This is a genomic window from Nocardia sp. NPDC004604 (assembly GCF_040609795.1).
In the GTDB taxonomy this organism is placed as follows: domain Bacteria; phylum Actinomycetota; class Actinomycetes; order Mycobacteriales; family Mycobacteriaceae; genus Nocardia.
Genome location: NZ_JBEXLC010000002.1, coordinates 156,674 through 183,514 on the forward strand (window position 1 = coordinate 156,674; position 26,841 = coordinate 183,514).

23 protein-coding genes are annotated in these 26,841 nt (G+C 64.9%); 13 read left to right on the forward strand and 10 right to left on the reverse strand.

The genetic code is table 11. The annotated features are described in order from the left end of the window. Positions 1-98: 98 nt before the first annotated feature. Both ABZW16_RS02070 and ABZW16_RS02075 read left to right on the forward strand, forming a co-directional pair. A complete protein-coding gene (locus ABZW16_RS02070; protein WP_354951203.1) occupies positions 99-680 on the forward strand; it encodes a PadR family transcriptional regulator in 582 nt (193 codons plus the stop codon). Then, positions 670-1,629: a cellulase family glycosylhydrolase gene (locus tag ABZW16_RS02075; RefSeq protein WP_354951205.1), complete on the forward strand. Its 960-nt coding sequence runs from the start codon at positions 670-672 to the stop codon at positions 1,627-1,629. The genes ABZW16_RS02070 and ABZW16_RS02075 overlap by 11 nt, the downstream gene beginning before the upstream one ends. Before the next feature lie 70 nt (positions 1,630-1,699). Here the strand turns inward: ABZW16_RS02075 and ABZW16_RS02080 are convergent, their stop codons facing one another. Further along, positions 1,700-3,013 (reverse strand): erythromycin esterase family protein, encoded by a 1,314-nt coding sequence (locus tag ABZW16_RS02080; protein ID WP_354951207.1) that lies wholly within the window; start codon positions 3,011-3,013, stop codon positions 1,700-1,702. A 62-nt stretch (positions 3,014-3,075) separates the two neighbouring features. On the opposite strand from ABZW16_RS02080, the gene ABZW16_RS02085 reads away from it, so the two are divergent. Next, the gene (locus ABZW16_RS02085; protein WP_354951209.1) at positions 3,076-3,633 is read left to right on the forward strand and encodes a helix-turn-helix domain-containing protein; all 558 of its coding nucleotides are present in this window, start codon (positions 3,076-3,078) and stop codon (positions 3,631-3,633) included. Positions 3,634-3,767: 134 nt separating this feature from the next. Here ABZW16_RS02085 and ABZW16_RS02090 read toward each other — a convergent pair whose 3' ends face one another. The 3 genes from ABZW16_RS02090 to ABZW16_RS02100 all read right to left on the reverse strand — a co-directional run bounded on the left by ABZW16_RS02090 (position 3,768) and on the right by ABZW16_RS02100 (position 6,502). Then, complete coding sequence (locus ABZW16_RS02090) at positions 3,768-4,550, reverse strand: class I SAM-dependent methyltransferase (protein ID WP_354951211.1); 783 nt, start codon at positions 4,548-4,550, stop codon at positions 3,768-3,770. Next, positions 4,547-5,572, reverse strand: coding sequence for an alpha/beta hydrolase (locus tag ABZW16_RS02095; RefSeq protein WP_354951213.1), 1,026 nt, complete (start codon positions 5,570-5,572; stop codon positions 4,547-4,549). Before ABZW16_RS02095 ends, ABZW16_RS02090 begins: the two co-directional genes overlap by 4 nt. Positions 5,573-5,740: 168 nt before the next feature. Next, entirely contained in the window at positions 5,741-6,502 is a 762-nt protein-coding gene (locus ABZW16_RS02100; RefSeq protein ID WP_354951215.1) for a helix-turn-helix domain-containing protein, read from the reverse strand. A gap of 156 nt (positions 6,503-6,658) precedes the next feature. Here ABZW16_RS02100 and ABZW16_RS02105 point away from each other — a divergent pair, with 156 nt between their 5' ends. The 5 genes from ABZW16_RS02105 (at position 6,659) to ABZW16_RS02125 (ending at position 11,021) form a co-directional block, all read left to right on the forward strand. Beyond that, a complete protein-coding gene (locus ABZW16_RS02105; RefSeq protein ID WP_354951217.1) occupies positions 6,659-7,225 on the forward strand; it encodes a hypothetical protein in 567 nt (188 codons plus the stop codon). Between the two features lie 22 nt (positions 7,226-7,247). Next, positions 7,248-7,457, forward strand: a complete 210-nt coding sequence (locus ABZW16_RS02110) for a hypothetical protein (RefSeq protein ID WP_354951219.1) — start codon at positions 7,248-7,250, stop codon at positions 7,455-7,457. A 411-nt stretch (positions 7,458-7,868) separates the two neighbouring features. Further along, complete coding sequence (locus tag ABZW16_RS02115) at positions 7,869-9,245, forward strand: MFS transporter (RefSeq protein WP_354951220.1); 1,377 nt, start codon at positions 7,869-7,871, stop codon at positions 9,243-9,245. Further along, positions 9,235-9,654, forward strand: a complete 420-nt coding sequence (locus tag ABZW16_RS02120; RefSeq protein ID WP_354951222.1) for a MarR family winged helix-turn-helix transcriptional regulator — start codon at positions 9,235-9,237, stop codon at positions 9,652-9,654. The genes ABZW16_RS02115 and ABZW16_RS02120 overlap by 11 nt, the downstream gene beginning before the upstream one ends. 140 nt (positions 9,655-9,794) lie before the next feature. Then, positions 9,795-11,021 (forward strand): cytochrome P450, encoded by a 1,227-nt coding sequence (locus ABZW16_RS02125; RefSeq protein ID WP_354951224.1) that lies wholly within the window; start codon positions 9,795-9,797, stop codon positions 11,019-11,021. Positions 11,022-11,125: 104 nt separating this feature from the next. Here the strand turns inward: ABZW16_RS02125 and ABZW16_RS02130 are convergent, their stop codons facing one another. Further along, complete coding sequence (locus tag ABZW16_RS02130) at positions 11,126-11,446, reverse strand: hypothetical protein (protein ID WP_354951226.1); 321 nt, start codon at positions 11,444-11,446, stop codon at positions 11,126-11,128. A gap of 56 nt (positions 11,447-11,502) precedes the next feature. Then, positions 11,503-11,973, reverse strand: coding sequence for a hypothetical protein (locus tag ABZW16_RS02135; RefSeq protein WP_354951228.1), 471 nt, complete (start codon positions 11,971-11,973; stop codon positions 11,503-11,505). A gap of 183 nt (positions 11,974-12,156) precedes the next feature. Here ABZW16_RS02135 and ABZW16_RS02140 point away from each other — a divergent pair, with 183 nt between their 5' ends. Then, complete coding sequence (locus ABZW16_RS02140; protein WP_354951230.1) at positions 12,157-13,077, forward strand: LLM class flavin-dependent oxidoreductase; 921 nt, start codon at positions 12,157-12,159, stop codon at positions 13,075-13,077. A gap of 102 nt (positions 13,078-13,179) precedes the next feature. Here the strand turns inward: ABZW16_RS02140 and ABZW16_RS02145 are convergent, their stop codons facing one another. Together ABZW16_RS02145 and ABZW16_RS02150 are read right to left on the reverse strand one after the other, a co-directional pair. Beyond that, positions 13,180-15,732, reverse strand: coding sequence for an MFS transporter (locus tag ABZW16_RS02145; RefSeq protein ID WP_354951231.1), 2,553 nt, complete (start codon positions 15,730-15,732; stop codon positions 13,180-13,182). Between the two features lie 233 nt (positions 15,733-15,965). Beyond that, entirely contained in the window at positions 15,966-16,973 is a 1,008-nt protein-coding gene (locus ABZW16_RS02150; protein WP_354951233.1) for a polysaccharide deacetylase family protein, read from the reverse strand. Positions 16,974-17,091: 118 nt separating this feature from the next. Here ABZW16_RS02150 and ABZW16_RS02155 point away from each other — a divergent pair, with 118 nt between their 5' ends. Next, positions 17,092-18,690, forward strand: a complete 1,599-nt coding sequence (locus tag ABZW16_RS02155; RefSeq protein WP_354951235.1) for a putative glycoside hydrolase — start codon at positions 17,092-17,094, stop codon at positions 18,688-18,690. Between the two features lie 3 nt (positions 18,691-18,693). Here ABZW16_RS02155 and ABZW16_RS02160 read toward each other — a convergent pair whose 3' ends face one another. Then, positions 18,694-20,172 (reverse strand): alpha/beta fold hydrolase, encoded by a 1,479-nt coding sequence (locus ABZW16_RS02160; protein WP_354951237.1) that lies wholly within the window; start codon positions 20,170-20,172, stop codon positions 18,694-18,696. Positions 20,173-20,355: 183 nt separating this feature from the next. Between ABZW16_RS02160 and ABZW16_RS02165 the strand changes: the two genes are divergently transcribed. Both ABZW16_RS02165 and ABZW16_RS02170 read left to right on the forward strand, forming a co-directional pair. Further along, positions 20,356-20,658 carry a hypothetical protein gene (locus tag ABZW16_RS02165; protein WP_354951239.1) on the forward strand — a complete coding sequence of 101 codons (303 nt, stop codon included), beginning with the start codon at positions 20,356-20,358 and terminating at the stop codon, positions 20,656-20,658. Between the two features lie 110 nt (positions 20,659-20,768). Continuing rightward, a complete protein-coding gene (locus ABZW16_RS02170; RefSeq protein WP_354951241.1) occupies positions 20,769-22,148 on the forward strand; it encodes an AIM24 family protein in 1,380 nt (459 codons plus the stop codon). A gap of 83 nt (positions 22,149-22,231) precedes the next feature. Here ABZW16_RS02170 and ABZW16_RS02175 read toward each other — a convergent pair whose 3' ends face one another. Then, positions 22,232-24,268, reverse strand: a complete 2,037-nt coding sequence (locus ABZW16_RS02175; protein ID WP_354951243.1) for a M3 family metallopeptidase — start codon at positions 24,266-24,268, stop codon at positions 22,232-22,234. A gap of 591 nt (positions 24,269-24,859) precedes the next feature. On the opposite strand from ABZW16_RS02175, the gene ABZW16_RS02180 reads away from it, so the two are divergent. After that, entirely contained in the window at positions 24,860-26,827 is a 1,968-nt protein-coding gene (locus ABZW16_RS02180; RefSeq protein WP_354951245.1) for a hypothetical protein, read from the forward strand. Positions 26,828-26,841: the final 14 nt, after the last annotated feature.

The window sequence follows — 26,841 nt, forward strand, 5'->3', positions numbered from 1 at the left end:
TGAATTCCCTTGGTGTCACAGCGGTTCGATTGCTGTGGACATCTCGCAGCCACCTAATATAGTCGGTCTCGACTAGACGAATTCGACTAAGGAGGCCGATGTCACCACGCTCGCTACGCACTCCGGTCACCATCGCTGTGCTCGGGTTGCTCGCCGAACAGCCGCGGCACGTCTACGACATGCGAGCGGTCATGCGGGAACGCGGACACGATCAGGTGCTGCGGTTGAAGAACGCGTCAATGTACGACGCGCTGCCTCGCTTGCTGACCGAACGATTGATCGAAGAGGTCGAGACCGCCCGTGCGGGCAATCGCCCGGAGCGGACCGTCTACCGGATCACGCCCGCCGGTCTGACCCGCCTGACCGAATGGCTGCGCGAGATGCTGAGCGACCCGGCGCACGATTACGTCGCGTTCACCACCGCGCTGCTGTTCATGTTCGCGCTGCCCCGCGCCGAGGTCATCGACCTGGTGACCGAGCGGGCGGATCGGATCGACACCCGAATCGCCGAATTGGATTCGGCAATAACCGAATTCGGCGAAGTGCCCGCCATCTTTCTGACCGATCAGTTCTATGGCCGAGCCCTGCGTTGCGCCGAACGCGACTGGCTGCGCGGCTTCGCCGACGACCTCCGACACCACCGCCTCACCTGGCCGAAGGGACCTTCCCATGTCGATTGACGACATCAACCGCCGCCTCGCCCGCACCGTCAATATCGGGGCGGACTTCGGCGTCGATATCGAAAAGGGTTGGACCGTAGCGCTCGGCGAGCAGGAACTCGACCTGATCGAAGCGGCGGGCTTCAGCGCCGTCCGGATCGGACTGTGCTGGGCCGCGCACACCGGGCCCGCACCGGATCACAAAATCGACCCGGTGATGCTTGCCGCGGTGGCGGAACTAGCGGACCTGGCAGCCGAGCGTGGACTGGCCGTTGTGCTCACCAACTTCCTCGATCCGGAGCTGATCGACGAACCCCCGCGCCACCTGGATCGCCTACTGCACATCACCCGACAGGTGGCCACGCGCTTCGCGGATCGGCCCGATTCCGTTGTGCTGGAACCGTTTGCCGAGCCCAGGGGTGCGCTCGATCCGCTGTGGAACGACTACCTGAACCGGATACTCACCGTGTCGCGTGAGGTGGACGCGACCCGCGCCACCGTGGTCGGCCCTGCGGCATACAACAACCTGCGCACCCTGCCCGATCTCGTACTCCCCGAGCACGACCGGAATCTCATCGTCACCGTGCATCAGTACTGGCCGATCACTTTCACCATGCAGGGTGAGCAGTGGCTCGGCACACACACTCCCTTCGGCGATCCGATGTCCTGGTTGGGCACCACCTGGGACGGCACCGATCAGCAGCGTCAGGAACTGGCCGCGGGTTTCGACGCCGTCGCTGCCTGGGCCGCCGCGGCAAAGCGCCCGGTGTTCGTCGGTGAGTTCGGCACCACGCACCATGCCGACCTTCGGTCACGGGTGACCTGGACCAGTCACAACCGTCGACTCGCCGAGGAACGCGGATTCTCCTGGGGCGCTTGGTCGTTCGGCCCCGCTTTCGCACTGTTCGACCAGGATTCGGGAGAGTGGAACGAGCCGCTGCTGCGGGCACTGATCGACCTGCCGCGCTGACCCATCAGTCCGTCTCAGGCACCGCCACCGGTCCCGAGTCGCCAGTGCGGGGGCTTCGGAGTGTTGTCCATTAGGAGAACGCCTTCTGCACGTCGTCGGGTGAGTGGGTGAGGGCGTCCTGGTCGGGTTCTGCTGCGGTGACATGGGGGAGGTGGACGAGGATGTCGTAGGCATCCAGTGGGTTCTGGTCGAGGTAGACGGTGCCGTAGCGCTGGTTGGTGGTGGCCCGCACAGTGGCGGTGTCGGCCGGTGACAGGCGTCGGAGGTCGGTCGCGAAGGGGCCGTCATGGCTGGCGTGCATGAGTGCGTCGAGGCTGCCGGGCCGCAGTGGCTCCAGGTCGGTGAAGATCTTGCCTGTATAGAAGTCGGGGTCGGTGTTGAGGGTGTGGCCGGTCCCGGTGGTTGTGCCGATGACCCGGTAGTCATCGCCGATCCGGTCCGCGAGGTGCATGCCCATCGGTGTTCCCGGAGGCCAGGGCTGGGTGGTGGGCCAGCGTTGGATGTGGCCATTGTGCGCGGCCACCACGATCCGGTCCTCCCTGTGCAGCAGCCACTCCACCGTGTCGGCCATGGCGGCGTCGCGGTTGCACATTACGGTCTGCAGGTCGCCGTCGGCCATCGCCCGGACGACGGAGTCGAGGGTGATGGTCAAACGCAGGGTCCGCATCGCACGCTCATAGTCGTCGACCGTGGTTCGCCGCACGTAGTCCAGACGCCGTCCACTCATGCGCGCGGCGAGTTGGGCCAGGCCTGCAGTCAGTGCATCCCGGGTTTCGGTCGCTAGCCTGCCGTAGGTCTCGATGGCCGCGGGCGCGGACAACGGGGACGGCGGCGCGAAGGATGCGGCGGTCTGTCGAATCTTCGAGTCCACGTCGAACTCGGGATCGGCCTCGGCGAGGTAGGCAGCCACGGCGTCCAGGCCGGGCAGTAGCGACACATTGGAGCCGCCCAGATCGACACCGTAGAAGCCGACCGGGCGTGCCGCGGTGCGGTTGTACTGGCGCATCCATTCCAGATGCGCACGCATCTCGGTCCACATCAGCATCAACTGGACCATGCCGTTGCCCATCAGTGGACCGAGTTGGTCGATGTCGGTCGTGCCGCGGACCCAGGCATCGGTGGGCCATGCCTCGGTGAAGCCGGGCTCCAAGGCGTACCCGCTGAACCCGTGCCGTTCCACGAGGTAGCGCGTGAGTCGGTGGCGTAGTCGGTAGGACTCGCGGTTGTAGTGCGCGCTCTCGCCGATCGCCACCACCCGCGCGTCGCCGATGGCGTCATCCAGCCATTCGAGGTCGTCCAGCGGCGCGGCCGGGTCGAGTGTGTGCAGTGGCCGCACTGCCGCGCCGCTCAGCCGCGCGTGCGCTATCGAGGTGGTCTCAGTCACGTCATATCCCTTCTTATTTGTCGCAACTTCGCGAACATTAGCAGATATGCGACTATTAGAGCATGGATACTCTCGGCCTGCTTCTGCATCCGGTCCGGCTGCGCATCGTGCACGCGATGTCCGGCGGGCGCACCCGCACCACGTCCGAGTTGTGCGCGAGCCTGCCCGATGTCCATAAAGCCACCGTGTACCGGCATGTCGGGGTGCTGATTGATGCGGGACTGTTGGAAGTCGTCGACGAGCAGCGAGTGCGCGGTGTCACCGAACGCTATTTCCGGCTGCGCCAGGACCGGGCCGTGATCGACGCCGAGATGGGTGCGACGATGTCGCTGGAGGACCACCGGCACGGGTTCACCGCAGCCATGGCCGTACTGCTGGCGGAGTTCAACGCCTATCTCGAGCGGCCCGGCGCCGACCCGGTGGCCGACTCCGTCGGCTACCGGCAGGGCACTCTCTGGCTCAGCCCGGACGAGCTCGCCGAGGTGATCAGCGAGCTGCGCGCCGTCTTCATGGCACGGGCAGGCAACGAACCCACGCCGGACCGTCGATCGCACCTGCTGAGCCCGATCTTCTTCCCGACCGACGAACCATCACGCGCCCCGGACGAGCACCAGCAGTAGTGTCCGGGCAAGTGGTCGCGCCGGGACGCCGCCGGACTTGTTCGCGCCCTGGGAACATCGGTCGGCCAGAGCGAACTGGCCAACATCCGCTCATGCACTTATCGAGCAGTTTTCTGCTGGTCACGACCAGTGCCTCAGTTTGTGACGGGCATCGCCGACTTGGTCGCCGTGACGAGTCTGGTGGGAAACCATGGGCCACCCCACCACATGCGCCAGCCGAGGTTGCGTCGCCGCACGTCGGTCAGCCCGAGTTCGTGCAAGCGTGCGCGGTGTCGATTCGTGGCCCACAGATCGGCGATGGCCAGTCGACCGCCGGGGCTGAGCACGCGGACGGCTTCGTCGATGGCGGCACGCCGACCGGCGGCAGATGGGATGTTGTGCAGTACCAGATTGCTGATGATCAGGTCGAAGGTGTTGTCGGCGAACGGCAATTGTGTGATGTCACCGGTTTCCACCTCGACCCGGTCGGCCACGCCTTCGCGCTCGGCATTGCGCCGAGTGGCGTCCGGGCTGTTGCCGGTCTGGTCGGCGTGCCACAGATCGATGCCGACCGGTCGGCCACGGGGCAGCAGTTCGGCAGCCATCAAGAGCAGCGCGCCGCGTCCACAGCCCAGGTCCAGCACCTGCTCGTCACCGCGCAGCCGGAAATCGTTGAGAATCCGCGCCCATACCTCGAACTTGCCGACTCGGGTCGTGTACAGATAGGAACCCACGAACAGCACCAGCCCGAGCGTGAGCAAGCCGGTCACCACGGCACCGATGAAGGCGCCGGTAGCGATATTGCGCACGGTCAGCGCGATGAGCGTAGCGACGATGGCAGCAATGATCACGGCCTGCCAACGCGCTGGAATCACGCTGAAGTCTCCATCGATGCCGTAGTCACCCCGGCGACGTCGCGGATCCAATGTGGTGGTCATCGTGTTTCCGCCTTCGTCGGCTGCGCCGCGGCGGCGCGTGATCCCGCGAGTCGACCACGGAGGAACTCGGTGATCTCCGCACGGGCGGCCTTGGCCTGTGGTACCACCCCGGGCAGCGTGAGGAACGCGTGCGGCGCCCCGGAATGTTCGGTTACCCGTGCGGGCGTGGCGAATTCACGCAATCGTTCGGCGTACCGGCGGCCGTGATCGGCCACCGGGTCGAGGGTCGGCACCACCACGAGTGCTGGAGCCAGCCCACTCGGATCGTCGGCATACAGGGGCGACACCGCACGGGCATCTGCTCCCGGCGGCACCGCCAACTGCTGGAACAGCCTCAGCTTCGCCATGGTCAGCGTCGGACTATCCGCGTGCTGGGTCATCGAGGCGTAGTCGAACATCGTCTCGGTCAGATCCACGGCGGGATTGACCAACACCTGCGCCTGCAGGTGCAGGCCGGTCGCGTCGGCCCGGATCGCGGCCAGTGCGGAAATCAGCGCACCGGTGCTCTCACCGGCAACCGCGATCCGCGCCGGGTCGATTCCCCACTCCGCGGCATGCTGCACGATGTGCCGCAGCACATCCCAGCCGTCGTCGACAGCCGCCGATAGCGGAGTCCCCGGAGCGAGCAGACGGTGCTCGACCGAGACGACGACCGCGGGCAGCCGCGCCGCGAGATGACTATTCGCCCAGTCGCATTGCGCCGCGGTGCCCACGAACCCGCCGCCGTGCACGTGCAGCACGAGCGGCAGGGCGGTGCCACCACCGCGCCCGGGTGTGGGCCGGTATACCCGGACCTGGAGCACGCGATCGGGCAGCGCAACCTCCTGCCAACCGATCGTGGCGCCGCGATCGGGAAACCCGGTGATCACCCGAATGAGACGGGAGCCTGCCGTGCGGTTCGCCGCGTCGCGATAAGCGATCAACTCGGCGGCCGTCAGCGTCGGCCAGTCCGGCTCCTTTCGCAGGGCATGCAGCAGTCGGATGCCGAGCGGCGGCCGTTCGATGCCGGTTGCTCCGTTCACGTCATTCCTCCTCGATCACACCGCGTCGCATGGGTGACCCAAGTCGACGCGCGATTCCAGATATGACTGTCAGCATCACCAGCTCACCACCGGAAGTCTTGGACAAATGTTCCCGTTATGGCTGTTGGCGCCGCGGGAAGCGGCGATGGCCGAGCGCATTGGCTCGGGTCACGCCTTGGGTACGTACTCCTGGGCAGACCACGCGACGGGGTCGACCGCGAGCCAGGGCGCAACAGCTAGCGCCGTGGGTGTCAGCCCGGCGAAGGTCATGGCATCGCGATGGAGGTGGGACTGGTCGACATAGCCGCTTTCCGCCGATACCAGAGCGGCGCTGTGTCCCCCGGCGAGGCGGTGCGCCGCATAGTCGAAACGGACCAGCTGCGCGGCCCGCTTGGGCGTCAGCCCGATCTGGGACCGGAACCGGGACCACAACCGCTTGCGGCTCCACCCGACCTCGGCCGCCAGCCGTTCGACCCGAATCCGCCCACGGCTCATTACGATTCGCCCCCAGGCAAAGGCGACTTCCGGATGGACCGCCCGGCCCGCCTGCTGTCGTCGAGCGAGTTCGGTCTTCGCGATCGCGAATCGGCCGTCCCACGACCGGGTGGCGTGTAGTTGCTCTTGGATTCGCACGGTATCGCGCCCCCAGAGCTCCTCGAGGGCGACCACCGTCCCGCCGAACTCTGACGCGGTGCCCAGGATCGAGTGCGCGACCACAGGCGACAGCCGAACCTGCAGAAGGTCGACATCTCGCCCACACCCTCGAACGCTGACGGGGCCGAGGCCGACAACGCCGCTGCCCTGCGTCCGCGCACCGCTGGCCTCATCGACGAGCAGCACGTCACCGAAATCAATGAACACCATCAGCGCCGGGTACGGAACCAACTGCAGGTCGACCAGGCTCGTCGCGCCGCCGCGGAACCCGGCCATGCTGACTCCCGCCACCCGGCCCGACCGTGTCGGGACCGCTATATCCACCACAGCCCCAGCGACACGAACCGGCTCGACGGGCACGCCACCATGGTACGAGCCGCTCGGACAGCACGATCGCGGCTACTTGTCCTATGGTGCCAATACAATCCCCGCGTGACGCTCACCCTCGCCGACCTGGTCGGCTACACCGATCGCGACCTCGACGCCGATCTGGTCCGTTGGTTCCCCGATGCCACGCCCGTCCACATACCGGAGCAAACCCGTTCAGTGGCACCGTTTCTCGCGCGCCTGGCTCCCGCGGACGCGGCGGCGCTGGCCGCATTCGACCGGCGGGTGCGTTCGGGCCGGCTGCCGCAGTTCCTCGACATCTTCTTCTGGTCCTACGGATTCGACTTCGCCGCAAACGACTGCGGCATACGCGATTCGGACTACACGACCGAGCTCACCGACGAGGATATCTACTCGATCGGCGCCGACGGCGGCGGCAATCTGTACGTCGTGCTCACCAATGGCCAAGTGGCCGTGTGGTTCCACGAAGAGGAGGTACTCGAAGGCAGCACCCGCTTCGACAACCTCGATGTCTTCCTCTGGTCGTACGTGCGCTACCGCGCGGTGCGCGCGGGCAGACTCACGCGCTCGGCCGTGGAGGCGGACTTCTTGGCGCTCGGACAGGACGGCGCGCTCGAACCGGGCCTCGGCCTGCTGAGCCTCATGAAGTAGACACCCGCCGTAGTGTGACGGCGTGGGGTTTACCGAATATGGGCCAGGCGACGTCGTCTATTTCCCAGGCGGGCCGTTCAGCGGTGTTTGCGGGGTCGTGCGGGAAGTCGACAGTCGTCGCGCCAGGTTGCGCATCGATTTCGGCGAGGGCCTTGTCCACCGCGAAGGCGGCGTGCTGCGGGAGCGGCGGCACAGCCTGACAGTCGGATTCGACGAGGTCGAGTTGGTGTAGCAAGCCCGCCGATGGCCCGGCGCTTCAGCGTCGAAGTGCCGGACAGAGCGGCAGGGTTCCATCCGGCGGTGGGGGGGCGCGGCCTGGTCGATTGCGGAAGTGGCCCGCATGTCCAGCGAGATGACGCGGACTTTTCCGCACCTGCCGGATGCGGCCGAGCTGCCCGCGGCAGGGCTCGCCCGGTCACGCGAGATGCTGGAACGGATCGCCGGGGCCGCCTTCCGCGCGTCGTTCTCAGACAGGGACACGTTGCTGACCGGCGCCGGACGGCGCACCGACCGAGGCCGAACTGGACGGCTCGGCCGCGAAACTCCCGCTCATCCTCGGAGAACGCACCGAACCCGTGTTCCGCGGATCACACCCAAGGCCACATCCTTGCATTCGGAACAGTTGTAACCACACAATCATTGTGTGAATACAACTGTTGGTGAGCTGACGCCGCGCCGAAAGGTGCTGGTCCTGGCGACGTGCTGTTCGAGCCTGCTGATCGTGTCGATGGACTCGACGATCGTGAATGTGGCGGTGCCTGCGATTCGGGCGGATCTGGATGCACCGCTGACCCGGCTGCAGTGGATCATCGATATCTACACCCTCACGCTCGCCAGCCTGCTGATGCTCGCGGGGGCGACCGCCGATCGGTTCGGGCGGCGACGGGTGTTCCGGATCGGGCTGTCGGTATTCGCACTCGGATCCCTTGCGTGCAGCCTCGCGCCGACGATCGAAACCCTTATCGGGGCCAGGTTTTTGCAGGCCGTCGGCGGATCGATGCTCAATCCGGTGGCAATGTCGATCATTACCCAGGTATTCACCGGACGGGTGGAACGCGCTCGCGCGGTGGGCATTTGGGGCGCGGTGGTCGGCATCTCGATGGCGCTGGGTCCGATGGTCGGCGGTGTGCTGATCGATTCGCTCGGGTGGCAGTCGGTGTTCTGGATCAATCTGCCGATCTGCGCGCTCACGCTGGTATTGACGACTCTGTTCGTGCCGGAATCGAAGTCCGCCGCGGTGCGCGGACTCGATCCGATCGGACAGCTGCTGGCGATCGCCTTTCTGCTCACCTCGGTTTTCGGATTGATCGAGCAACTGCCGGTGGTGTTCGCGGTGTCGGCGGTGGCCTTCGCGGCCTTCCTGTGGCAGGAATCGCGGCGCGCGGATCCGTTTATCGATCTGCGGTTCTTCCGGAGTGTGCCGTTCGCCTCAGCCACGGTGACCGCGATCTTCGCCTTCGCCGCACTCGGCGCGTTCCTGTTCACCTGCTCGCTGTATCTGCAAGGCGTGCGGGGCTATTCGGCGGTGCACACCGGCTTGCTGTACCTGGCGATGGCGGTCGCGACGCTGATCTTCTCGCCGCTGTCCGGACGTCTGGTCGGGCGCTACGGGACCAAACCCTCGCTGCTCGCGGCGGGCACCGCGATGACCATTGCCGCCGTACTGCTCACCCGGCTCGACGCCACCACACCGATCTGGCAGCTGGTGACCGTCTTCGCGATCTTCGGCATCGGATTCGGCATGGTCAATGCGCCGATCACGACATCGGCGGTCAGCGGGATGCCGCTGGATCGCGCGGGCGCCGCGGCGGCGGTCGCCTCGACCAGCAGACAGGTGGGCGTGAGCATCGGAGTCGCACTGTGCGGTGCGCTGACCGGGGCCGGTCTGTGGTGGCTGATCGCGGTGTTCACCGCGGGGATCGTCATACTCGGCATAGTCGCGAACACCCGATGGGCCGCCCGGTCCCGTGATCGCGTCGCCCCGATATTGGAAGAGAGGGTCCCCGCGCATGCCGGATGACGCACCCACCGCCGACGTGGTGTGGGCACAGCTCACCCACCTGGTGATGGATACCCGCGACTCGTGGAAGCGCGCGGTCACCGAACGAACGGGGTTGCCGTTCAGCCGGATTCGCATCCTGCGCCGCCTGCGCCCCGGACCGCTCACGCTCAATCAGATCGCGCAGGCCACCGGCATGGATGCGCCAGCGACCACGGTCGCGGTCAATAACCTCGACGAACTCGGACTGGTGGTGCGCGAGATCGACCCGACCAACCGCAGACGCAAAACGGTCTCCATCACCTCCGCCGGGCGGGCCGCCCTGGCCGAGGCCATGGCCACCCCCGATCCTGCACCGCCCGCGGTCGCCGCCCTCTCGCCCGACGACCTGAACACGCTGCACGGCCTGCTGCGCAAGCTGGAGCACTGACCGCCGAAACCGTCCCCGAGCTGCCAAAACCTCGCCGCGAACGCGCGTCATGCCGGGGACGCACAGCCGTTTCACCTCTTCGGAGCGACGCATTGTGCTTCAATCGATTGTAGAACGCGTTCTACCTCTGGGAGGTGGCCATGGCCACGCCGTCGATTCCCGCCGGATTCGATCTCACCGATCCGGATCTGTGGGCGAAACGCAGACCAACCGAAGAATTCGCGGAGCTGCGCAGGACCGCACCGGTCTGGTGGTGCGCCCAGCACGATCGATCCAGCGGTTTCGCCGACGGCGGCTATTGGGCGGTGACCAAACTCGAAGACATCAAAGAGATTTCGAAGCATCCGGAGATCTTCTCCTCGACCGAGAACAGCGCGATCATCCGCTATCAGCCCGACATCACCCGCGAGCAGATCGATATGCAGCGGCTGATACTGCTCAATATGGACCCGCCGTTGCACACCAAGAATCGGCGCATCGTTTCCAAGGGCTTCACGCCACGCGCAGTAGAGGGCCTGCGTGCCGCACTCACCGAGCGCGCCACCCGAATTGTGCACGAGGCCAAGAAGTCCGGCAGCGGCGACTTCGTGGAGCAGGTCGCCTGCGAATTGCCGCTGCAGGCCATCGCCGAACTCCTCGGAGTGCCCCAGCAGGACCGCAAGAAGCTGTTCACCTGGTCGAACCAGATGATCGGGGCCGATGATCCCGAGTACACGAGCGACGCGACGACGGCGCAGCTCGAATTGACCGGCTATGCCTGGACCATGGCCGAGCAGCGGCGGGCCTGCCCGGCCGACGATATCGCGACGCAATTGGTGAACGCCGATATCGACGGCGAACATCTGGGGTCGGATGAGTTCGCGTTCTTCGTGATTCTGCTGTCGGTGGCGGGGAACGAAACCACCCGCAACTCGATCACGCACGGCATGAAGGCTTTTATCGATCATCCGGACCAATGGGAGCTCTACAAGAAGCTGCGTCCGCGCACCGCGCCGGATGAGATCGTCCGCTGGGCCACGCCCGTCTCGGTATTCCAGCGGACCGCGACCCGCGATGTCGAACTCGGCGGACAGCTGATCCGCAAGGGCCAGCGCGTCGGATTGTTCTACAGCTCGGCGAATTTCGACGAGGATGCCTTCGTGAATCCCTTCGACTTCGACATCCTGCGCGATCCCAACCCGCATGTCGGATTCGGCGGCGCAGGCACGCACTACTGTCTGGGCGCGAATCTGGCTCGCCTCGAGATCGATCTGATGTTCAATGCGATCGCCGACAGCATGCCCAATCTGCGCCAGGTCGCCGAGCCCGAACACCTGCGCTCCGGCTGGCTCAATGGAATCAAGCGCTGGGAAGTCGAATTCGATTGAGAACCGTCCCTCCCTGAATATCAGGGTTGGTCGTTTGACCACCTGCGATGAAATCGGCCGGATGATCGTCGAGCTGACGCGGTTGGCGCGCGGGCGAGGGTGAGTCAGCGCGGCGTGACCCGGGTGGGCAGCGAGGCGAAGCCACGGTTGTTCGGAGCTCGATCGGTTCGGTCGTGGTGTGCGGGAAGGTCTGCGATGACGGATTCGGCCCGTGGCCCCCAGAACGCGGGTTCCATCCGAAAGCCGTTGCGGCTGGAGAATCCATCCGAATTCCGCAGTGCGGCACGCACATCCGCGTGCCGCGAAAGCGTCCAGAAGTCGTCGGTCTCGTTGCGGAAGACCGGCGCCTGGTCATGTAGCCGGGCGTAGTACGGGTACGGGCCCTCGTGCACATCGAAATCGTAAGGGCTGTAACGCACCTGCATGGGATGCCTCCGTACCACGCGTCGAGCGGTTATGGTCGACCGTAGTCGACCATGGGCTAGTTCGGCACGAGGTCGTAGTTCAGCGGCTCGAATCCGGCGGGCACGGTGGCGCTCAGCGAGATCCGGTCCCCCGCCCACGCACCGACCAGCGCGGCATCACCGCTGGCGCGGCTGCCGTCGCAACCCGTGCCGTCGGCGGTCAGCATCGGCAGCGGGTGGATGCGCTCACCGTCGCCGCCCAGCACGGCTGCCTTGTCGACATAGGTGCGTTTGTCGTGGTTGAGGATGTAGCGGCCGATGAAGCCGTATCGCGGCGCCACGAGCGGGGCCACGGAGACGGCCTTGTCGTACAGGCTCTCATCGGTCGGTACGCCCTGCGGATGGGGCTGCGGTCCGGCCCACACCACGCGGGTCGGCACGGTCAGCAGGCGCTCCACCCCCTGGACGAAATCGTCGCCGATCCAGGCCTGTTTCATGAACCCGACCTTGGGTTCCAAATATCCGATCAGCTCGTGGTCAGCGTCCAAGAAGACGGCTCTGCAGAACTGCCGCACGGCGGTGATTTCCTCTCTGGGATAACGACTTTCGGACAATTATCCACACGGGCGCGGTTTCGGCTCGCCGGGCGGTTACAGTCGAGTTACCGGCGTGTTCAAGTCTCTGTCAAGATCGCCCGTCCGGATGGTGCGGACACGGGCTAGGCTCGGATGATGCGATACGCCATCTCGGTGCCGCAGCTGCTCCCCGACGGCACCTTCCAACCGGCCTACCTGCGGGAATATCTGGACCGCGCCGAAGCGCTCGGCTTCGAAAGCGCGTGGACGACCGAGCAGCTGCTCGGCTCGGCGCCCAATCTGAGTCCGATCGAACTGCTGACCTTCGCCGCTGCCCTCAACGACCGCCTGCGCTTCGGTTGCGCGGTGTTCGTGACGCCGCTGCACAACCCGGTCCACCTGGCCAAACGCATCAGCACCCTGGACCAGCTCACCCGCGGACGGCTGGAGATCGGCGTCGGCATCGGCGGCCGGAGCCGGATGTTCTCCGCCTTCGACGTCGACCCCGCCGACAACCTGGTCACCCGCTTCAATGAACACCTGCGGGTCATGAAGGCGCTGTGGACCCAGCCGCGGATCGATATCGACGGCCGGTTCTGGCAGCTGTCGGACGCCACCATGGAGCCCAAACCGTTCCAGAAGCCCTATCCCCCACTGTGGTTCGGCGGCAGCACGCCCGCCGCGCTGCGGCGTGCGGTCCGGCAGGGCAACGGATTCTTCGGCGCGGGCTCGACCACGACGGCGAAGTTCGCCGAGCAGGTGCGGTTCGTGCACGAAACCCTTGCCGAAACCTCTGGCGCCCCAGCAGATTTCCGCATCGCCAAGCGCGTCTACATCGCGGTGGACGACGATCCCGTGCGGGCCGAACAGCGCATGGCCGCCACCCTGATCGATTTCTACGGCGAATTCGGCAAGACCCTGCTGCCGGTCGCGGTGCACGGAACGCCCAAGGACTGCGTGCAGGGCCTGCGCGAGGTGGCCGCGGCCGGTGCCGAAATGATCCTGATCAATCCACTCTTCGACGAGGCCGCGCAGATGGAGCGGATCGCCGCGGAGGTGCTGCCGTACGTCGACTGATAACACCGAGCCCGCACCGCTGCTGACGCACCTGGCCGCCGTCGACAACCTCGACCCGATGCGCAGCATCGTGCAGCTGGCGGCGCCGGACCGAGCGTTGCATCAGTGCTGATCCGCGTCGTCGGGCTCGTAAGCGAGACGGACGTCGTGGGTGACTTCGCCGCCGGACACCGTGACTCGGCTGCTGATCGGTGGGTAACCGCGGGCGATCACCGTGTACTGGCCCTCGGCCAGGTCGGTGACCAGATAGCGGCCATTGGCATCGGTGCGGGCGGTGGCGGTCAGATCTCCGGCCGCATCCAGGACCGTGATCTGGATATCCGGGACGGCTCGGTCGCCCTCGACCCAGGCCGATCCCGCGAGTACCGCCATCGATGCCATATCGATATCGTGGCGCAGCAGACCGCTGTCGGGCACGGTGAGTGTGGTCGCGCTCGGGCGCATGTGCTCGGCGACGGCCACCAGGGTGTAGGTGCCCGAGACGACGCCGTGACAGGCGTAGGTGCCATCGCCCGCGGTAATGGCGGCCCCGACGACCTCGCCGTGTATATCGGTCAACGTGACGGTGGCGCCGGATAGCGGAGTGCCGCGACCGGCCGACCGGACCACGCCCGACAATTCACCGGAACCGGTGAGGGTCAGATCGAGCAGCTGTGACCGCTGTCCAACGGCGACGCTGACCGCCTCCGGTCGATGTCCGGTCGCCGAGGCGATCAAGACATAGTTGCCCGCCGCGGGCGCACCGATGAGGTAGCCGCCGTCGGCATCGCCGGTCGTCCGCGAAACCTGTTTGCCGCGTTGGTCGATGAGGGTCAGCACCGCCCCCGGCACCGGTCTGCCGTCCGCACGCCCGATCCGCCCGCCGATCGTGCGGCCTTCGTACTCGCTGCTCGAAAACGACTGCGGCACAACCGCAGCCACATACACACCATTGCCGTCGTGCGCCACCGAAACATGTCTGCTGACCGCACCCACAAGCACCGGTTCGGGCTCGGAGATCACCTCCGCGGCCCCCTCCCAGACCTGCGCCTCGTCCCAGCTCGGTTCGGCATCCAAGGTGACCGGCTCCGGTGCGGGCACCGGATTGTCCTGCAGCGGAATCTCTTTCATGAACATCAGCACCAGACAGGCCAGCAGTGCCACCCCCGAGGCGACATAGAAAACGCCGTGCATGGCATCGGTGAACCCGATCAGGATGGGCACCCTCAGTTCGTCCGGCAGCGCCGCGATCCCACTGGTATTGCTCTGCATGGTGCTCAGTTGCGCACCGTCGAATCCGGCGGGCAGCGCTCCGCCGAACGCATCGATGATCCGGTGCGGCAACAGATTGAACAGGATGGTCAGGAATACCGCGACGCCAAGGGTGCCGCCCATCTGCCGGAAGAAGGTCGCCGACGCGGTCGAAACACCCATATCCGAGCGCGGGCCCGCATTCTGCGCCGCGATGATCAGCGTCTGCATGCAGCCACCGAGGCCGAAGCCGATGACACCGCCGTAGACCAGCGGCTGCCACAGCGGGCTGTCGTAGTGCACCTGTCCGTACAGGGCCGACCCGACCGCGATGACGAAGGTTCCGATCACCGGCAGCACCTTGTAACGCCCGGTCAACTTGGTGATCAGCCCGGCGAGCTGCGAGCCGAACATGATGCCGAGCACGAGCGGCAGCATCAGCAGACCCGATTTGGTCGGTGAATACCCGCGCACCACCTGGAAGTACTGCGGCACCATGACAATCGCGCCGAACATCGCGACACCGACGATGAACCCGCCCGCAATGGTCACGCTGAAGGTCGAATTCTTGAACAGCCGCAACGGAATCAGCGCCGCATCCTTCATCAGGAATTCGACGAGCAGGAACAGCAGCAACCCGGCAGCACCGATCCCGTAGCAGATCAGCGCGCGCTGCGAACCCCATCCCCAGTCCCGGCCCTGTTCTGCGACGATCAGCAGCGGCACCACGCAGGTCGTCAACGCGACCGCGCCGAACCAGTCGATGCGGTGCTGCTGACGCTGATGCGGCACATTGAGCACCTTGGCGACCACACCGAGCGCGAGCACACCGATCGGCACGTTGACCAGGAAGACCCAGCGCCAGCCCTCGACACCCCAGAGCTGGTCGTAGTTGGAGAAGAAGCCGCCGAGCACCGGCCCGAGCACGGTGGCGGTACCGAAGACCATCATGAAATAGCCCTGGTAGCGCACCCGCTCCCGGGCGGGCACGATATCGCCGATGATGGTGAAGGCCAGCGACATCAGCCCGCCGGCGCCGAGTCCCTGGAAGGCGCGGAATCCGGCGAGTTCATACATCGAGGTGGCGAAGGTGCAGGCCACCGAGCCGATGACGAACAGTCCGATCGCGGTGAGGTAGAACGGCTTTCGGCCGTAGATATCGGCCAGTTTGCCGTAGAGCGGCGTGGTGATCGTCGCGGTGATCAGATACGCCGTGGTCGCCCAGGCCTGTTCATCGAATCCGTCCAGGCTGTTGGCGATCCGCACAATGGCGACGCTCACAATGTTCTGATCCAGCGCGGCGAGGAACATGCCGAGCAACAGACCGGACAGGATGGTCAGGATCTGCCGGTGCGACAGTGACGTACCCTCACCGGCATCCAGGTCCGGCGGCGTTGCCGGTGCCTGGGTGGTCGCATTCGTCATATTTTGAGCCCTAGTTCTGATCGGCTATCCATGGTGGAAGTTCTCTCGAAACCTGAGTCGAGCCGGTCGAGCGATGGCATACTGCGCCACAAGCGATCTGCCCCCACTCGCTGATCCCCTGTAACTCGTTGCGGTGGCTAATATACATATGGCCGCGCAGCTCGAGACGGGCTGGTGATCGGTTGCCGGACGACCGACGCCCGGCCAGCACCAAATCGGCTAGTCGATGTTTGTCAATACGGATTGAGCTGATCGCGCCAGCGTGGATTCAGTTCCTCGGCAAGCTGTTCGGGGACCGAGATCTTGTTCGGGTTGCCGTCGGAGGTGAAACGCTGGTCCGGATGCTGGTCGAGCCGATCGAGCCAGTAGGCCGCGGCGAAGTCGACCTCATTCCTACCGGATCGGATGCGCGGGATACCGGCGGGATCGACCCGGCCGAATGGGGACGGCGCAGGCTCGGCGCCGACCAGCAGCACCGCATCGAAGGTGTAGGGCTCGCCGTCCCAACTGCCCGCGGTGGCGAGTCCGCGCTCGCGCGGGAAGATGCCGAGCGGTAATGCCATGGTGCGCACCCGATAGCCGGGCACCGCGGATTCGATCGCGCGCACGTTCGCGGCCAGTTCCCGTTGGACGCTGGTGCTGTCCAGGCTGGCGAGGTTCGCGTGGTTCGCGGTGTGGGCGCCGATCTCGTAGCCGTGCGCGGCCAGCCAGGGCAGTGCGCGCCCGTCATCGGCGAACGGGTCGTTGTTGACATAGAGGGTCGCGGTGGGTGCGAAGTCCGGATGGCGCGCGCGGAGCTCCTCGAGAATTCCGATCGCGGTATCGGGGGCCACCTTGCCGTCCTCGGCGAAGCGGAGCTGCGTGACGGTGGAGTCGTCGAAGGTCAGCACCACCGGGTGGGTGCCCGCGGGGATATTGATGCGACCGGCGATGTAGTCGGCGACGGTCACCGGACGATAGTTCTCGCGATACAGCCGTTCGAGTTCGGCGCGGAACTTCTCCGGCGTCTGGTCGTATTCGCCAGCCGGTGCCGGTGTCACCTGGTGGTACATGAGGATGGGCACGAGCCCGAGCTCATTGGCACCGACCGAAGCCGGGTCCGGCATCGGTGTCGTCGCCGGAGCGGACACGATTTCGACCGCTGCGGGGACGGGGTCGGCCACCGAACCACATGCGGTGACGGTCGCGAACATCAAGGCGGACAGGACGACCCGAGCTCCGATAGCCGCGCGTCGCACCACGGTTCGAACGGTACGCGGCGGCAGGGAATCTCGGTTGCGAATCGGAATATGCCCGCCCATCAGCGCTGTCCGAGGTAGATAGTTAGGCGATAGCAATAGATGAAAGTTGGTGTGCGCGTTGGACAAATTGGTCCGAATTACCGGACGATGGCGGCTGGCCGCAGTAGCGATTATCGCGGCTCTATCAATTCTCATCGCCTCCGTGATCATCGGCGCCAATCGGGCCGAACCCACGGGTCTGGCACTGTCCGGACTACCGGATGGGGTGGTGAACGCGAACGCACTGGCCGGTCTGGCGTTGCGGGTGGACGCGCACGGCCACGACCCCCACGCCATGCGACTCGAACTCGACGGCAAAGCGGTGACCGGCACCGTTGACGGTGACACCGTGGTATTCCGGCCGGGACACCTCACCGACGGCGACCACAGGTTCACCGCCGAGATCCCGCGCGGAGGCATACTCGGCCTGTTGAGCACCGGTCCGGGGGCCACCGCGACCTTCACCGTGGATGCCGAAGCGCCGAAGCTCGAACTGACCCAGCCGGGCAACGTCGCATCCTATCGTCAGCCGATCACGTTGCGCGGCAAGGAATCCGGTGCCATTCGGGTGTCGGTCGGCACCCAGTCGGTGACGCCGGCCGCGGACGGTTCGTTCGAGATCACACTGCCACGCGCGCCGGTCGGCGGCGAGGTGATCGCTGTCGACGCAGCGGGAAATAAGGCGACGCAGGCCATTACGACCTCGGTCGACGCACCCCGGGTCAAAGCCGTGCATGTGACCGCCTACGGATGGGCCTATGCGGGCTTGCGCGAACCCGTGCTGGATATGGCGCGGGAGGGACGCATCGACACCGTTCAGCTCGATATCAAGGACGAGGACGGCATAATCGGCTACGACTCTCAGGTGCCGCTGGCGCGGCAAGCCGGTGCCGCCGCCGGGATCTACGATGTGCGCGCCGCACTGCGGCAACTGCACGATATGAATCTGCGCGTGGTCGGCCGGATCGTCGCATTCCGTGACCCGACCATGGCCGGATGGGCTTGGCGCGAAGGACATCCGGACTGGGTCATCCAGAATCCGTCCGGCCAGCCGTATGCCAGTAAGTACGGTGCGATCGCGTTCACCAACTTCGCCGATCCGGAAATCCGCAAATACAATATCGATCTCGCGAGCGAGGCGGCCGGGCTCGGATTCGACGGCATTATGTACGACTATGTCCGGCGACCGGACGGTCCGCTGTCGCAGATGCAGTTCCCCGGGTTGACCGAGACTCCGAGCGCATCGATCGCGGAGTTCCTGCACGAGAGCCGGGATCCGGTGCGTGACAGAGGCGCCAACCTCAGCGCCGCGGTATTCGGTATCGCCGCGACCCGGCCGGATGAGATCGCACAGGACATTCCGTCGATCGCTCGGTACGTGGACTATGTGGCGCCGATGCTCTATCCCTCACACTGGAATCCGGGTGAGTACGGTGTCGGGAATCCCAACTCGCAGCCGTATGACATCGTGTTCCGGTCATTAGCCGACTTCTTCGAGCAGACCAAAGGCACCGGGGCCAAGGTCGTTCCGTGGCTGCAGGATTTCAGCCTCGGGGTGAATTACGGCGATGGCGAGGTCAAGGCGCAGATCGATGCCGCGGCCGCCGCCGGAACCAATAGCTTCTTCCTGTGGAATGCGGCATCGACGTATCACTCGTGGGCGGTGGTGCCCGGTTGAATCCTATTCGGCTGGTCGATCGGCGTGGCAGGTGATATCGGCGGGTGGCAGGACACCCGTGTCGTAGTAGTTATTGATCGCGTTGTTCACGCAGGCACCCAGTTCGGGCCGGAATGTCATGTGGATGCGGACATCTTGCAGGGTGACCAGGCGAGATCCGGACAGGTCCTGATGTAGCCGAACACCGTGGGCGTACGGTGTCCTGGCGTCTCCGGTCGCCTGCAGGATGAGCACGGGGACCGAATTCCGAACGGTGGTGGCGGCTTCGACGGGTCTCGGCCAGTATGCGCACGGCTGAATATTGTTGGCGAACGCCCCGAAGATCGGTTGGCTGGCGCGGCTGGCTTCGATATTTCTCGAGTACCAGGCCGGATCGGTTGGCGCCGCGGCATCGCCGCAGGCGATCTGGGCCAGCGCCGAGTTCTCCTCGGATCGCAATGCCTGCAGCATGATGTGCAGCCGCGGCGCTCGCGCCGCCACGGGCGGACCGCCCACCGCGTCCGCGACCTCCCGAATCGTCTCGGCCAGTGCTTGGTTGCGTCGGAAGTCGGTCACCATGTTGTGCAATAGAAATGGCAGCCAATGATCGTCGATCGGGAAATCGTCGATCACGATCGGCTGACGTGCCGCCGCGGCCAAGAGCTCCGACACGGTGGCACGTACCTCGGTCGGGGTCGGGCCGAAATGATACGTATCATCCTGTCCCGCAACCCAATTCGACCAGTCATCGAACGCCCGCTCATCCGAGGCACCCCAATCCTGAACGAGGCCTTCCCAATACCGGTCCGGATCGATCGCGCTGTCCAGCACGATCCGGTCGCTGCGCTCCGGGAACATCTGGGTGAAGACCGCGCCGAGATAGGTGCCATAGGAGACGCCGAAGTAGCTGATCTTCGGTTCGCCCAGGGCGGCTCGGATGATATCCATATCGCGGGCGGTATTGCGGGTGGTGAGCTGGCGTACTTTCACCGGATCATCGGCAACACAGCTGGCGGCCATATTCGCCGCCAGCGTGGTTTCGCGTGCGAAGCCCGCAGGATCCAGACCCGCCGAATGGATCATTTCGCCGACGGGCCACCCGCAGCGCGGAGTTCGCCCGGACTCGCCGACGCCGCGCGGATCCATGCCGATCAGATCGAAACGCGCCCGCACCTGCGGTGAAAGCACGTCACCCAGCAGATCCACACTGTCCAAACCCGATGCGCCCGGACCGCCCGGATTGGCGAGCAGGATCCCTTGGCGCTGGCCCGGATCGGTGGCCCTGACCCGGGAGATCGCCACCGTCAGCGTGCGATCGTAGGGCCGGAGATAGTCCAGCGGTACGAGCACATCGGCGCATTCGGCCCCCGCTTTGTCCAATTCCTCGATACCGCAAGGCTTCCAGTGCAGCCGCTGGTGCGCGAACCGCAGGGCCGGGTCGACCTGCGCCCCCGGCACGATGATCAGCGCGGCCCCGACCGCTACCAGCACCAACCACCGCATAAGCCTCGCCACCGAACCCATTCGCCGCTCACCCTCGATCTCGCAACTTGGTACCACATCCGAACTCACACTTAGCCCCACAGCTGGACATATGTCGTGCCGCGGCTTGCCACGTCTCGCCGTCACGTCGATACTCCAAGGGGTTGTGCAGCAGCCGATTCCAGAGCAGAGGAGTGGATATAGATGCTTCGAAACCCGCTGAGTCGACATCCGGCGGTCGAGGATGATGCGCTTGTCTTCGGCCAGCCATACGAGACTTCCGATGGCGCAACCGTCATCATCGTCGCCCGGACCGGCAGTTTACTGCGCGGCACGTACCCGGTCGGCGTATTCGTCGTTCATGACGGGCAGGTCGTGTGGACGCCCGCGGTCGATGCGACGCGAATCGCGCTGATCGGCCTGCTGACCGCGGTCATCGCCACACTCGCGGTGCTGCGCAGGCCGCCATGGCCGGACCTGAAGGGCTACCGACCGCAGCGGCGGTGATCACGACATCGCCGAACGCGCCCGGGATAGTGGCGCGCGGACCGGACTCGGGACACACTTGATCCCGTGAATCGCATGCCACTCGGACATATCGACCTGGGCGGTCCGCCGTGACCGCACTCGCTCGCGGGGAGAATCGACCCGCGCCCGGCGATCGGATGACCGTGACCGTCACCTGTGCCGCACCGGTCGATGTGTCGGCGCTGCTGCTCGGGGCCGACGGGCGGGTCCGCTCCGATGCCGACTTCGTCTTCTTCAATCAGCCGGTCGGACCCGGTGTCACCTACCGACACGGGCGCGGCGCGGGCGACATGGTGGATGTGGTGACCTCCGCGCTGCCCGCAAATGTCGACAAGGTCGTGGTCACGGCCAGCCTCGACGGTAGTGGCCCGCCGACCTTCGCGGGCGCGAGTTCGCTGACCGCAACGATCGGATCCGCTACTGGGACACTGACCTTTCCGATGACCGGGCTCAGCACCGAGACCGCCGTGGTTTGCGTGGAGATCTACCGGCGCGGCGGTGCCTGGAAGGTGCGCGCGGTCGGGCAGGGCTATGACAATGGGCTGGCCGGGATCGCGACGGCGTTCGGTGTGAATATCGACGATGAACCCGAGACGTCGCCCGCTCCCACAATGCCGCCCCCTGCTCCGGCTCAGCCCGTGGCCGGGTATTCCGCGCCGCCCGCCTATTCCCCGCCCGCCGCGGTGCCGCCGCCCCCACCGATGTCTTCACCCCAGCAAGGAGCGCTGCCGATGCAGAGCGAACTGTTCAATCCGACCCACGCCGAAGTGAACGGCATCGGCATCCAGAAGCAGGGCGGCAAGATGATCAAGGTCGCCGTCAATGGGGAGACCATGGCGCGGGCCGGGTCTATGGTCGCCTACCAGGGGGATCTGCACTTCAAGGCGCTCGGCTCGGGCGGCATCGGCCGCGCCATCCAACAGCGCCTCAGCGGCGAGGGTGTCCCGCTGATGCAGGTCTCCGGCCGCGGCGATCTGTTCCTCGCCAATGCCGCCGCCGATGTGCACACCGTCGACCTCGACGGCACCGACGGTCTGACCATCAATGGCGCGAATGTGCTCGCCTTCGATACATCGCTGTCCTACAACATCCAAAGGGTCCAGGGCGCAGCCGGTTTCGCCAGCAACGCGGGCTTCTTCAACTGCGTCTTCACCGGGCGCGGGCGCATCGCCATCACCACCCACGGCTCGCCGGTCGTCCTCAATGTCGACCAGCCCACCTACGCCGACCCGCAAGCCGCCGTCGCCTGGTCGTCGAGCCTGTCCACCGGCATCAAACGCAACGACTCCTTCGGCCTCGGCCGCCTCATCGGCCGCAGCACCGGCGAGGGCCTGACCCTGTCCTTCTCCGGTCGCGGCTTCGTCATCGTCCAGCCCTCCGAACTGCCCCCAGGCGGTCTCATCGGCGGCACCGGCGGCGGCCAGGAGGCCGGTCAGAGCGGCGGTGTCCTCGGCGGCTTGTTCGGATAGCCGACTGGTGCTGGAACCGACTGCAGCACAGCCGGTTCCAGCGCCAGGATTCCGCACGCCGCGTTGATATTCGCCTGGTGGCGTCAGTTGACCAGGCCGCGGCGGATGAGGAGAGGGGCGATTTCCGGGGCGCGGCCGCGGAAGGATTCGAAGGCCTCGATGGGGTCCACCGAGCCACCACGGGAGAGCAGTTCACGGCGGAACAGTTCGCCCTTCTCGCGGATCGATGCATCGCCTTCGTTGAACCATTCGACGGTGTCGGCGTCGAGGACCTCGCTCCAGATATAGGAGTAGTAGCCCGCGGCGTAGCCGCCGGAGAAGATGTGCTGGAAGAATCCGGTGCGGTATCGCGGTGGGATCGCATCGATGGCCAGCCCTACCTTGCGCAGTGCCTGCTCCTCGAAGGTCTCGGCATCGGTTCCGGCCAGTGCCTCGGGTGCGGGTATGCGGTGCCAGGCCCAGTCCAGCAGCGTCGCGCCGAGGTATTCGACGGTTTTGAAGCCTTTGCCGAATCGCTCCGCGGCCTCCAAGCGTTCGACGAGTTCGGCGGGCATCGGATCGCCGGTTTCGATATGCCTGGCGTAGTTGGCCAGCACCTCCGATCGCGACATCCACATCTCGTTCACCTGCGAGGGGAATTCGACGAAATCTCGCGGCACTGCGGTTCCGGCGAAGAACGGGTATCCCACATTCGAGAACAGACCGTGCAGCGCATGCCCGAACTCATGGAAGAGTGTCCGGACGTTGTCCCAGGTGAGCAGCGCGGGTTCACCCGCGGGTGGCTTGACGATATTGAGGTTGTTGACCACCACCGGCTGCGTCCCCAAAAGCCTTGACTGACTGACCAATTCGTTCATCCATGCCCCACCGCGCTTGGACGGGCGGGCGAAGAAGTCGGCGAGGAACAGCCCGAGCGCGGTGCCGTCCGCATCGAACACCTCGAAGATCCGGACCTCCGGGTGGTACCCGACCAGATCCGCACGCTCACGCAAGGTGATCCCGTACACCTGCTCGGCGGCGAAGAATACGCCATCGCGCAAGACCCGCTCGAGCTCGAAATAGGGACGCAATGCCTCCCCGTCCACCGAAAACCGCTCGGCCCGAACCTTTTCCGACCAGAACTGCCAATCCCAAGATTCGAGCTCACCATCGTCGCCGCTGGCCCGCATCGTCTCCGCGAGTTCGGCCGCCTCCCGCTCGGCATTGGCCACCGCGGGCGACACCAAACGCCCCAGCATCTCCTCCACCGCCGCAGCGGTTTTCGCGGTCTGATCCGCCACCACATACGCCGCGTGATCGGAATACCCGAGCAATGCCGCCCGCTCGGCCCGCAGCGCTGCCATCCGCACCGCGAGCGGGCCGTTGTCGTCCAGCCCACGCCCCAGCGAAGCCGCCATCACCCGCCGCCGCACCTCCCGATCGGCCAACTCGGCCAAAACGGGTTGATTGGAAACGTTCTGCAGACGCAGCGCCCACACTCCGCCCTGCCCCAGCGACCGCGCATTTTCGGCGGCCGCCGCGACCGCCGCCGGTCCCAGCCCCGCCAGCTCCTCGGCGCGCTCGACCAGCACCGTCGCATCATTGGTGGCCGAAAGCACGTTCTGACCGAATTCCGTTGCCGCCGTGGCAAGTTCCGCATTCAGCTCACGCAGCCGCGCCTGTCCCGCCGCATCCAGGCGGGCCCCCGCCCGCACGAACCGAATGTGGTATCGCTCCAACAGTCGCGCCTGTTCGGGATCCAGTTCCAGCTCGTCCTTGCGTTGATAGAGGTCATCGACGCGCCCGAACAGCGCGGGGTCGAGATAGATCGCATCCCAATGCGCCGCCAAGCGCGGCGACACCTCGGCCTCGATCGCATCGGTCCCTGCCGTGGAATCGGAGCCGACGATATTGAAGAACACATTGGACACCCGAGTCAGCACTGCCCCCGAACGTTCCAGTGCCACAATCGTATTTGCGAATGTCGGCGCCGCATCGACCGAGGTGACGGCGGCCACCTCGGCCAATTGCTCCGCCATCCCCCGTTCGAACGCGGGCAGATAGTGCTGCTCACCGATCTCGGCGAACGTCGGCAGTTCATACGGCAGCGCACTGCGCTCGAAGAACGGGTTGCTCGTCATGAGTGAACCCTATGCCGGGAACCTGTTCGGCTGCAGACGACTGGTCAACTGGGCGTTCTTCGATCAAGGCGGCTTCGCGCGTACGGCCGAGGGTGATCGCTTCGCACCGGGCCGCATACGCTGGAACAGGGAATCGCGGCCGTGTATCGGATCGAGACGGAGATCGCCGAGGCGCGTAATTTTCACAGGTTAGTTATAGAAAGTATCGGATATCCCGAATTTGCGAAGTAAGACATTACCTACTAGTCGGAATTCTTATACGTTAACGATATATAGATTCTTCATCGTGCGCTGCGCGTGTCGCCATGGATCCAAGTACAGTGAAGGTCCTGTCGAGCGGCAGCAAAGTCAAGGCCCGCCGGATCGGGACGGCGCAACGTGAACGGCATATGGGAGGAGGCCCGGTTGCGGCATCGCCGTGGTGGCATCGCGATATGCCCGCTACGGGCGACTTTGTCGGCACAGCGATCACGTGGTGTCCCAGCCGGGTTATGCATGAACAATAGAACAACAGCGATTCCAACTGCAGCAACGCCACCCGTCGGCAGCGCTCTGCCATTCGAGTCATTCGATAGGCCACGTGAGCCTCGATTGGGTACCGATCCCGTCGGCGGCGTATCGGCCGGCATCTGGCCGCGCCGCATTACTCATCTGCTCGAACAGGCGAGCCTGGTGATACTCGCGGTTACTGTTCCGCAGATATTCATTTATCTACTCCTCTTCCCCGCACTTTTCGAAGCACACTCTTCCTATGCCAGATATGTTTGGACGCTGACTGCCGCAGCATTGGTCGGAGCGATCATTCGTATTCTTGCCGATGAGCGTTCGGTTCGACGGTGGGCACGGAAATTCTATGGCCGCGAAGCTCGCTTCTTCGGCCAGTGGGGCATCATGCTGCCAACAGAGTGCCAGGGTAAGCGAAAAATCCACACCTACCTTACGACTGCCGCCAAACTACCCGACAAAGCGCTTTCCTCCGCAATCGATCACCTCGTATCGCCACATTCTTTCAACCGCCGCGTCGGTCATGCCATCGAGATGGAGAACGGCGACTACTACAGACACAAGATTCTGAAGCGCGTCGAGTTGCCATCGACCTTGAAAGGCAACGAGCGAATCATCCCGGCGGTGAGATTACGCAAGGGGGCACCGGTCAACGATCTGGTTTTCAAGTTCGGAGACAAGCGGACGTCCGCCCTTCCATTCGACAGCGGGCAGGGTCTGGTCGCCTATGCGCTCACCCGGAAGTTGACCGCACTGGTCGGCAATACCATCGATACGAATGATACGGTTTGGCTCAGTATTCTCAGTGCGGTGATCTCGGAATATCCGAAGTATAGGAGCAGCGACTCGGACCGCGGGTCCCAGTTCCGACTGCACCACTATCTCGACGCACTGCAAGAACAGATGACGCAAAGCAAGAAAGCGACCTCTCAGGAAATTGACCAATTCATTCGCCTGGTGGAAGAGCTCTGCGAGGACTGGGTCATTTGGGTTATCGCACCCGACGACAGCGGATCGGAATGGCAGCATCTCGTGGTCGAGCACAGAATTATCGCCCACGACCGCACTTCCAATGTGTACGAGCGGCTGCGGACACGGCTCGGCCTGCAACATCGCAACCTCATCTTGGTAATGCCGCTCGCGCTGGAGGCACAGAGCTACCACTTGGACCTGTCGGCCCCACCCGGAATGTACTTGTACAACGTCAAGTTGGCGCTCGTCAACTCGGCGGACATCAAAGATAAAATGAAGGTCGCGCGCAATGGCAAACGTCGCACCTATCGGGAAACATTAGTTGCCCTCGAAAAGCGTGACCGACACCGCGGCAGCACCGGCGGATGGAAGCGCGGAATCGAGCGCTGCTGCATTGCCCTCGCCATTATTTCGAACGACGTCAATGGCAGCGTCAGGCTGGGAGTTACCAGTAAAGGCGCGTCCCCGATGCTGATATCAAATGGTCTTGGATCGAATTTTGTCCATGTCTACGCTCGTCAAATCAGCTCGCTCACACTCCGGTATGACACCGTCCGCTATGGGTTCATCGTCCCAGTAGCGAAGTTGGAGTTTCGAGAACGTCCACCAGGTAACATCGCAATTGTTACGCTGCTATCTCTTTACATCGCGGGCATGGCCTGGGCGATCAGCAGAATTCACGACACAGTCCTCAGCAAGATTACTGGCCCCAACCCCTGGTCGGTTATTATCTTTGGCACACCGGCCATCATCTCGGCGTGGGTCGTGTCTCGGTTCGTCGGCGGCAACGCGGCGCGATCTTCGCTGATCACCGCCGCAATGATCGCCTGGGCCGTCGCCAATTCGATTGCGGTCGTGGCGTATGCCGCATTGGTTCAAGGTGGTGCTAAGATCCACACGTTCAATTTGCGTGAACCAAATGCTTTTCCGTGGATAGTCCACCCCGACATAGTATTGAGCGATACACCCTGGGTGCTGATCCTCTTCTCGTGCACGGCCCATTTGGTACTCGCTATCGGTATGTATACCAGCCGTACGTCACGCTACATGTCGCGACTGCGAATGGCACTGATATCTAGATAGCTGCGCCATTCAAC

What these genes read in the sequence shown, in the direction of transcription:
- ABZW16_RS02070 (WP_354951203.1), top strand. Translation starts at nt 99, where the DNA reads ATGTCACCACGCTCGCTACGCACTCCGGTCACCATCGCTGTGCTCGGG.
- ABZW16_RS02075 (WP_354951205.1), top strand. Translation starts at nt 670, where the DNA reads ATGTCGATTGACGACATCAACCGCCGCCTCGCCCGCACCGTCAATATC.
- ABZW16_RS02085 (WP_354951209.1), top strand. Translation starts at nt 3,076, where the DNA reads ATGGATACTCTCGGCCTGCTTCTGCATCCGGTCCGGCTGCGCATCGTG.
- ABZW16_RS02090 (WP_354951211.1), bottom strand. Translation starts at nt 4,550, where the DNA reads ATGACCACCACATTGGATCCGCGACGTCGCCGGGGTGACTACGGCATC.
- ABZW16_RS02100 (WP_354951215.1), bottom strand. Translation starts at nt 6,502, where the DNA reads ATGGCCGGGTTCCGCGGCGGCGCGACGAGCCTGGTCGACCTGCAGTTG.
- ABZW16_RS02120 (WP_354951222.1), top strand. Translation starts at nt 9,235, where the DNA reads ATGCCGGATGACGCACCCACCGCCGACGTGGTGTGGGCACAGCTCACC.
- ABZW16_RS02125 (WP_354951224.1), top strand. Translation starts at nt 9,795, where the DNA reads ATGGCCACGCCGTCGATTCCCGCCGGATTCGATCTCACCGATCCGGAT.
- ABZW16_RS02130 (WP_354951226.1), bottom strand. Translation starts at nt 11,446, where the DNA reads ATGCAGGTGCGTTACAGCCCTTACGATTTCGATGTGCACGAGGGCCCG.
- ABZW16_RS02140 (WP_354951230.1), top strand. Translation starts at nt 12,157, where the DNA reads ATGCGATACGCCATCTCGGTGCCGCAGCTGCTCCCCGACGGCACCTTC.
- ABZW16_RS02145 (WP_354951231.1), bottom strand. Translation starts at nt 15,732, where the DNA reads ATGACGAATGCGACCACCCAGGCACCGGCAACGCCGCCGGACCTGGAT.
- ABZW16_RS02160 (WP_354951237.1), bottom strand. Translation starts at nt 20,172, where the DNA reads ATGCGGTGGTTGGTGCTGGTAGCGGTCGGGGCCGCGCTGATCATCGTG.
- ABZW16_RS02165 (WP_354951239.1), top strand. Translation starts at nt 20,356, where the DNA reads ATGCTTCGAAACCCGCTGAGTCGACATCCGGCGGTCGAGGATGATGCG.
- ABZW16_RS02175 (WP_354951243.1), bottom strand. Translation starts at nt 24,268, where the DNA reads ATGACGAGCAACCCGTTCTTCGAGCGCAGTGCGCTGCCGTATGAACTG.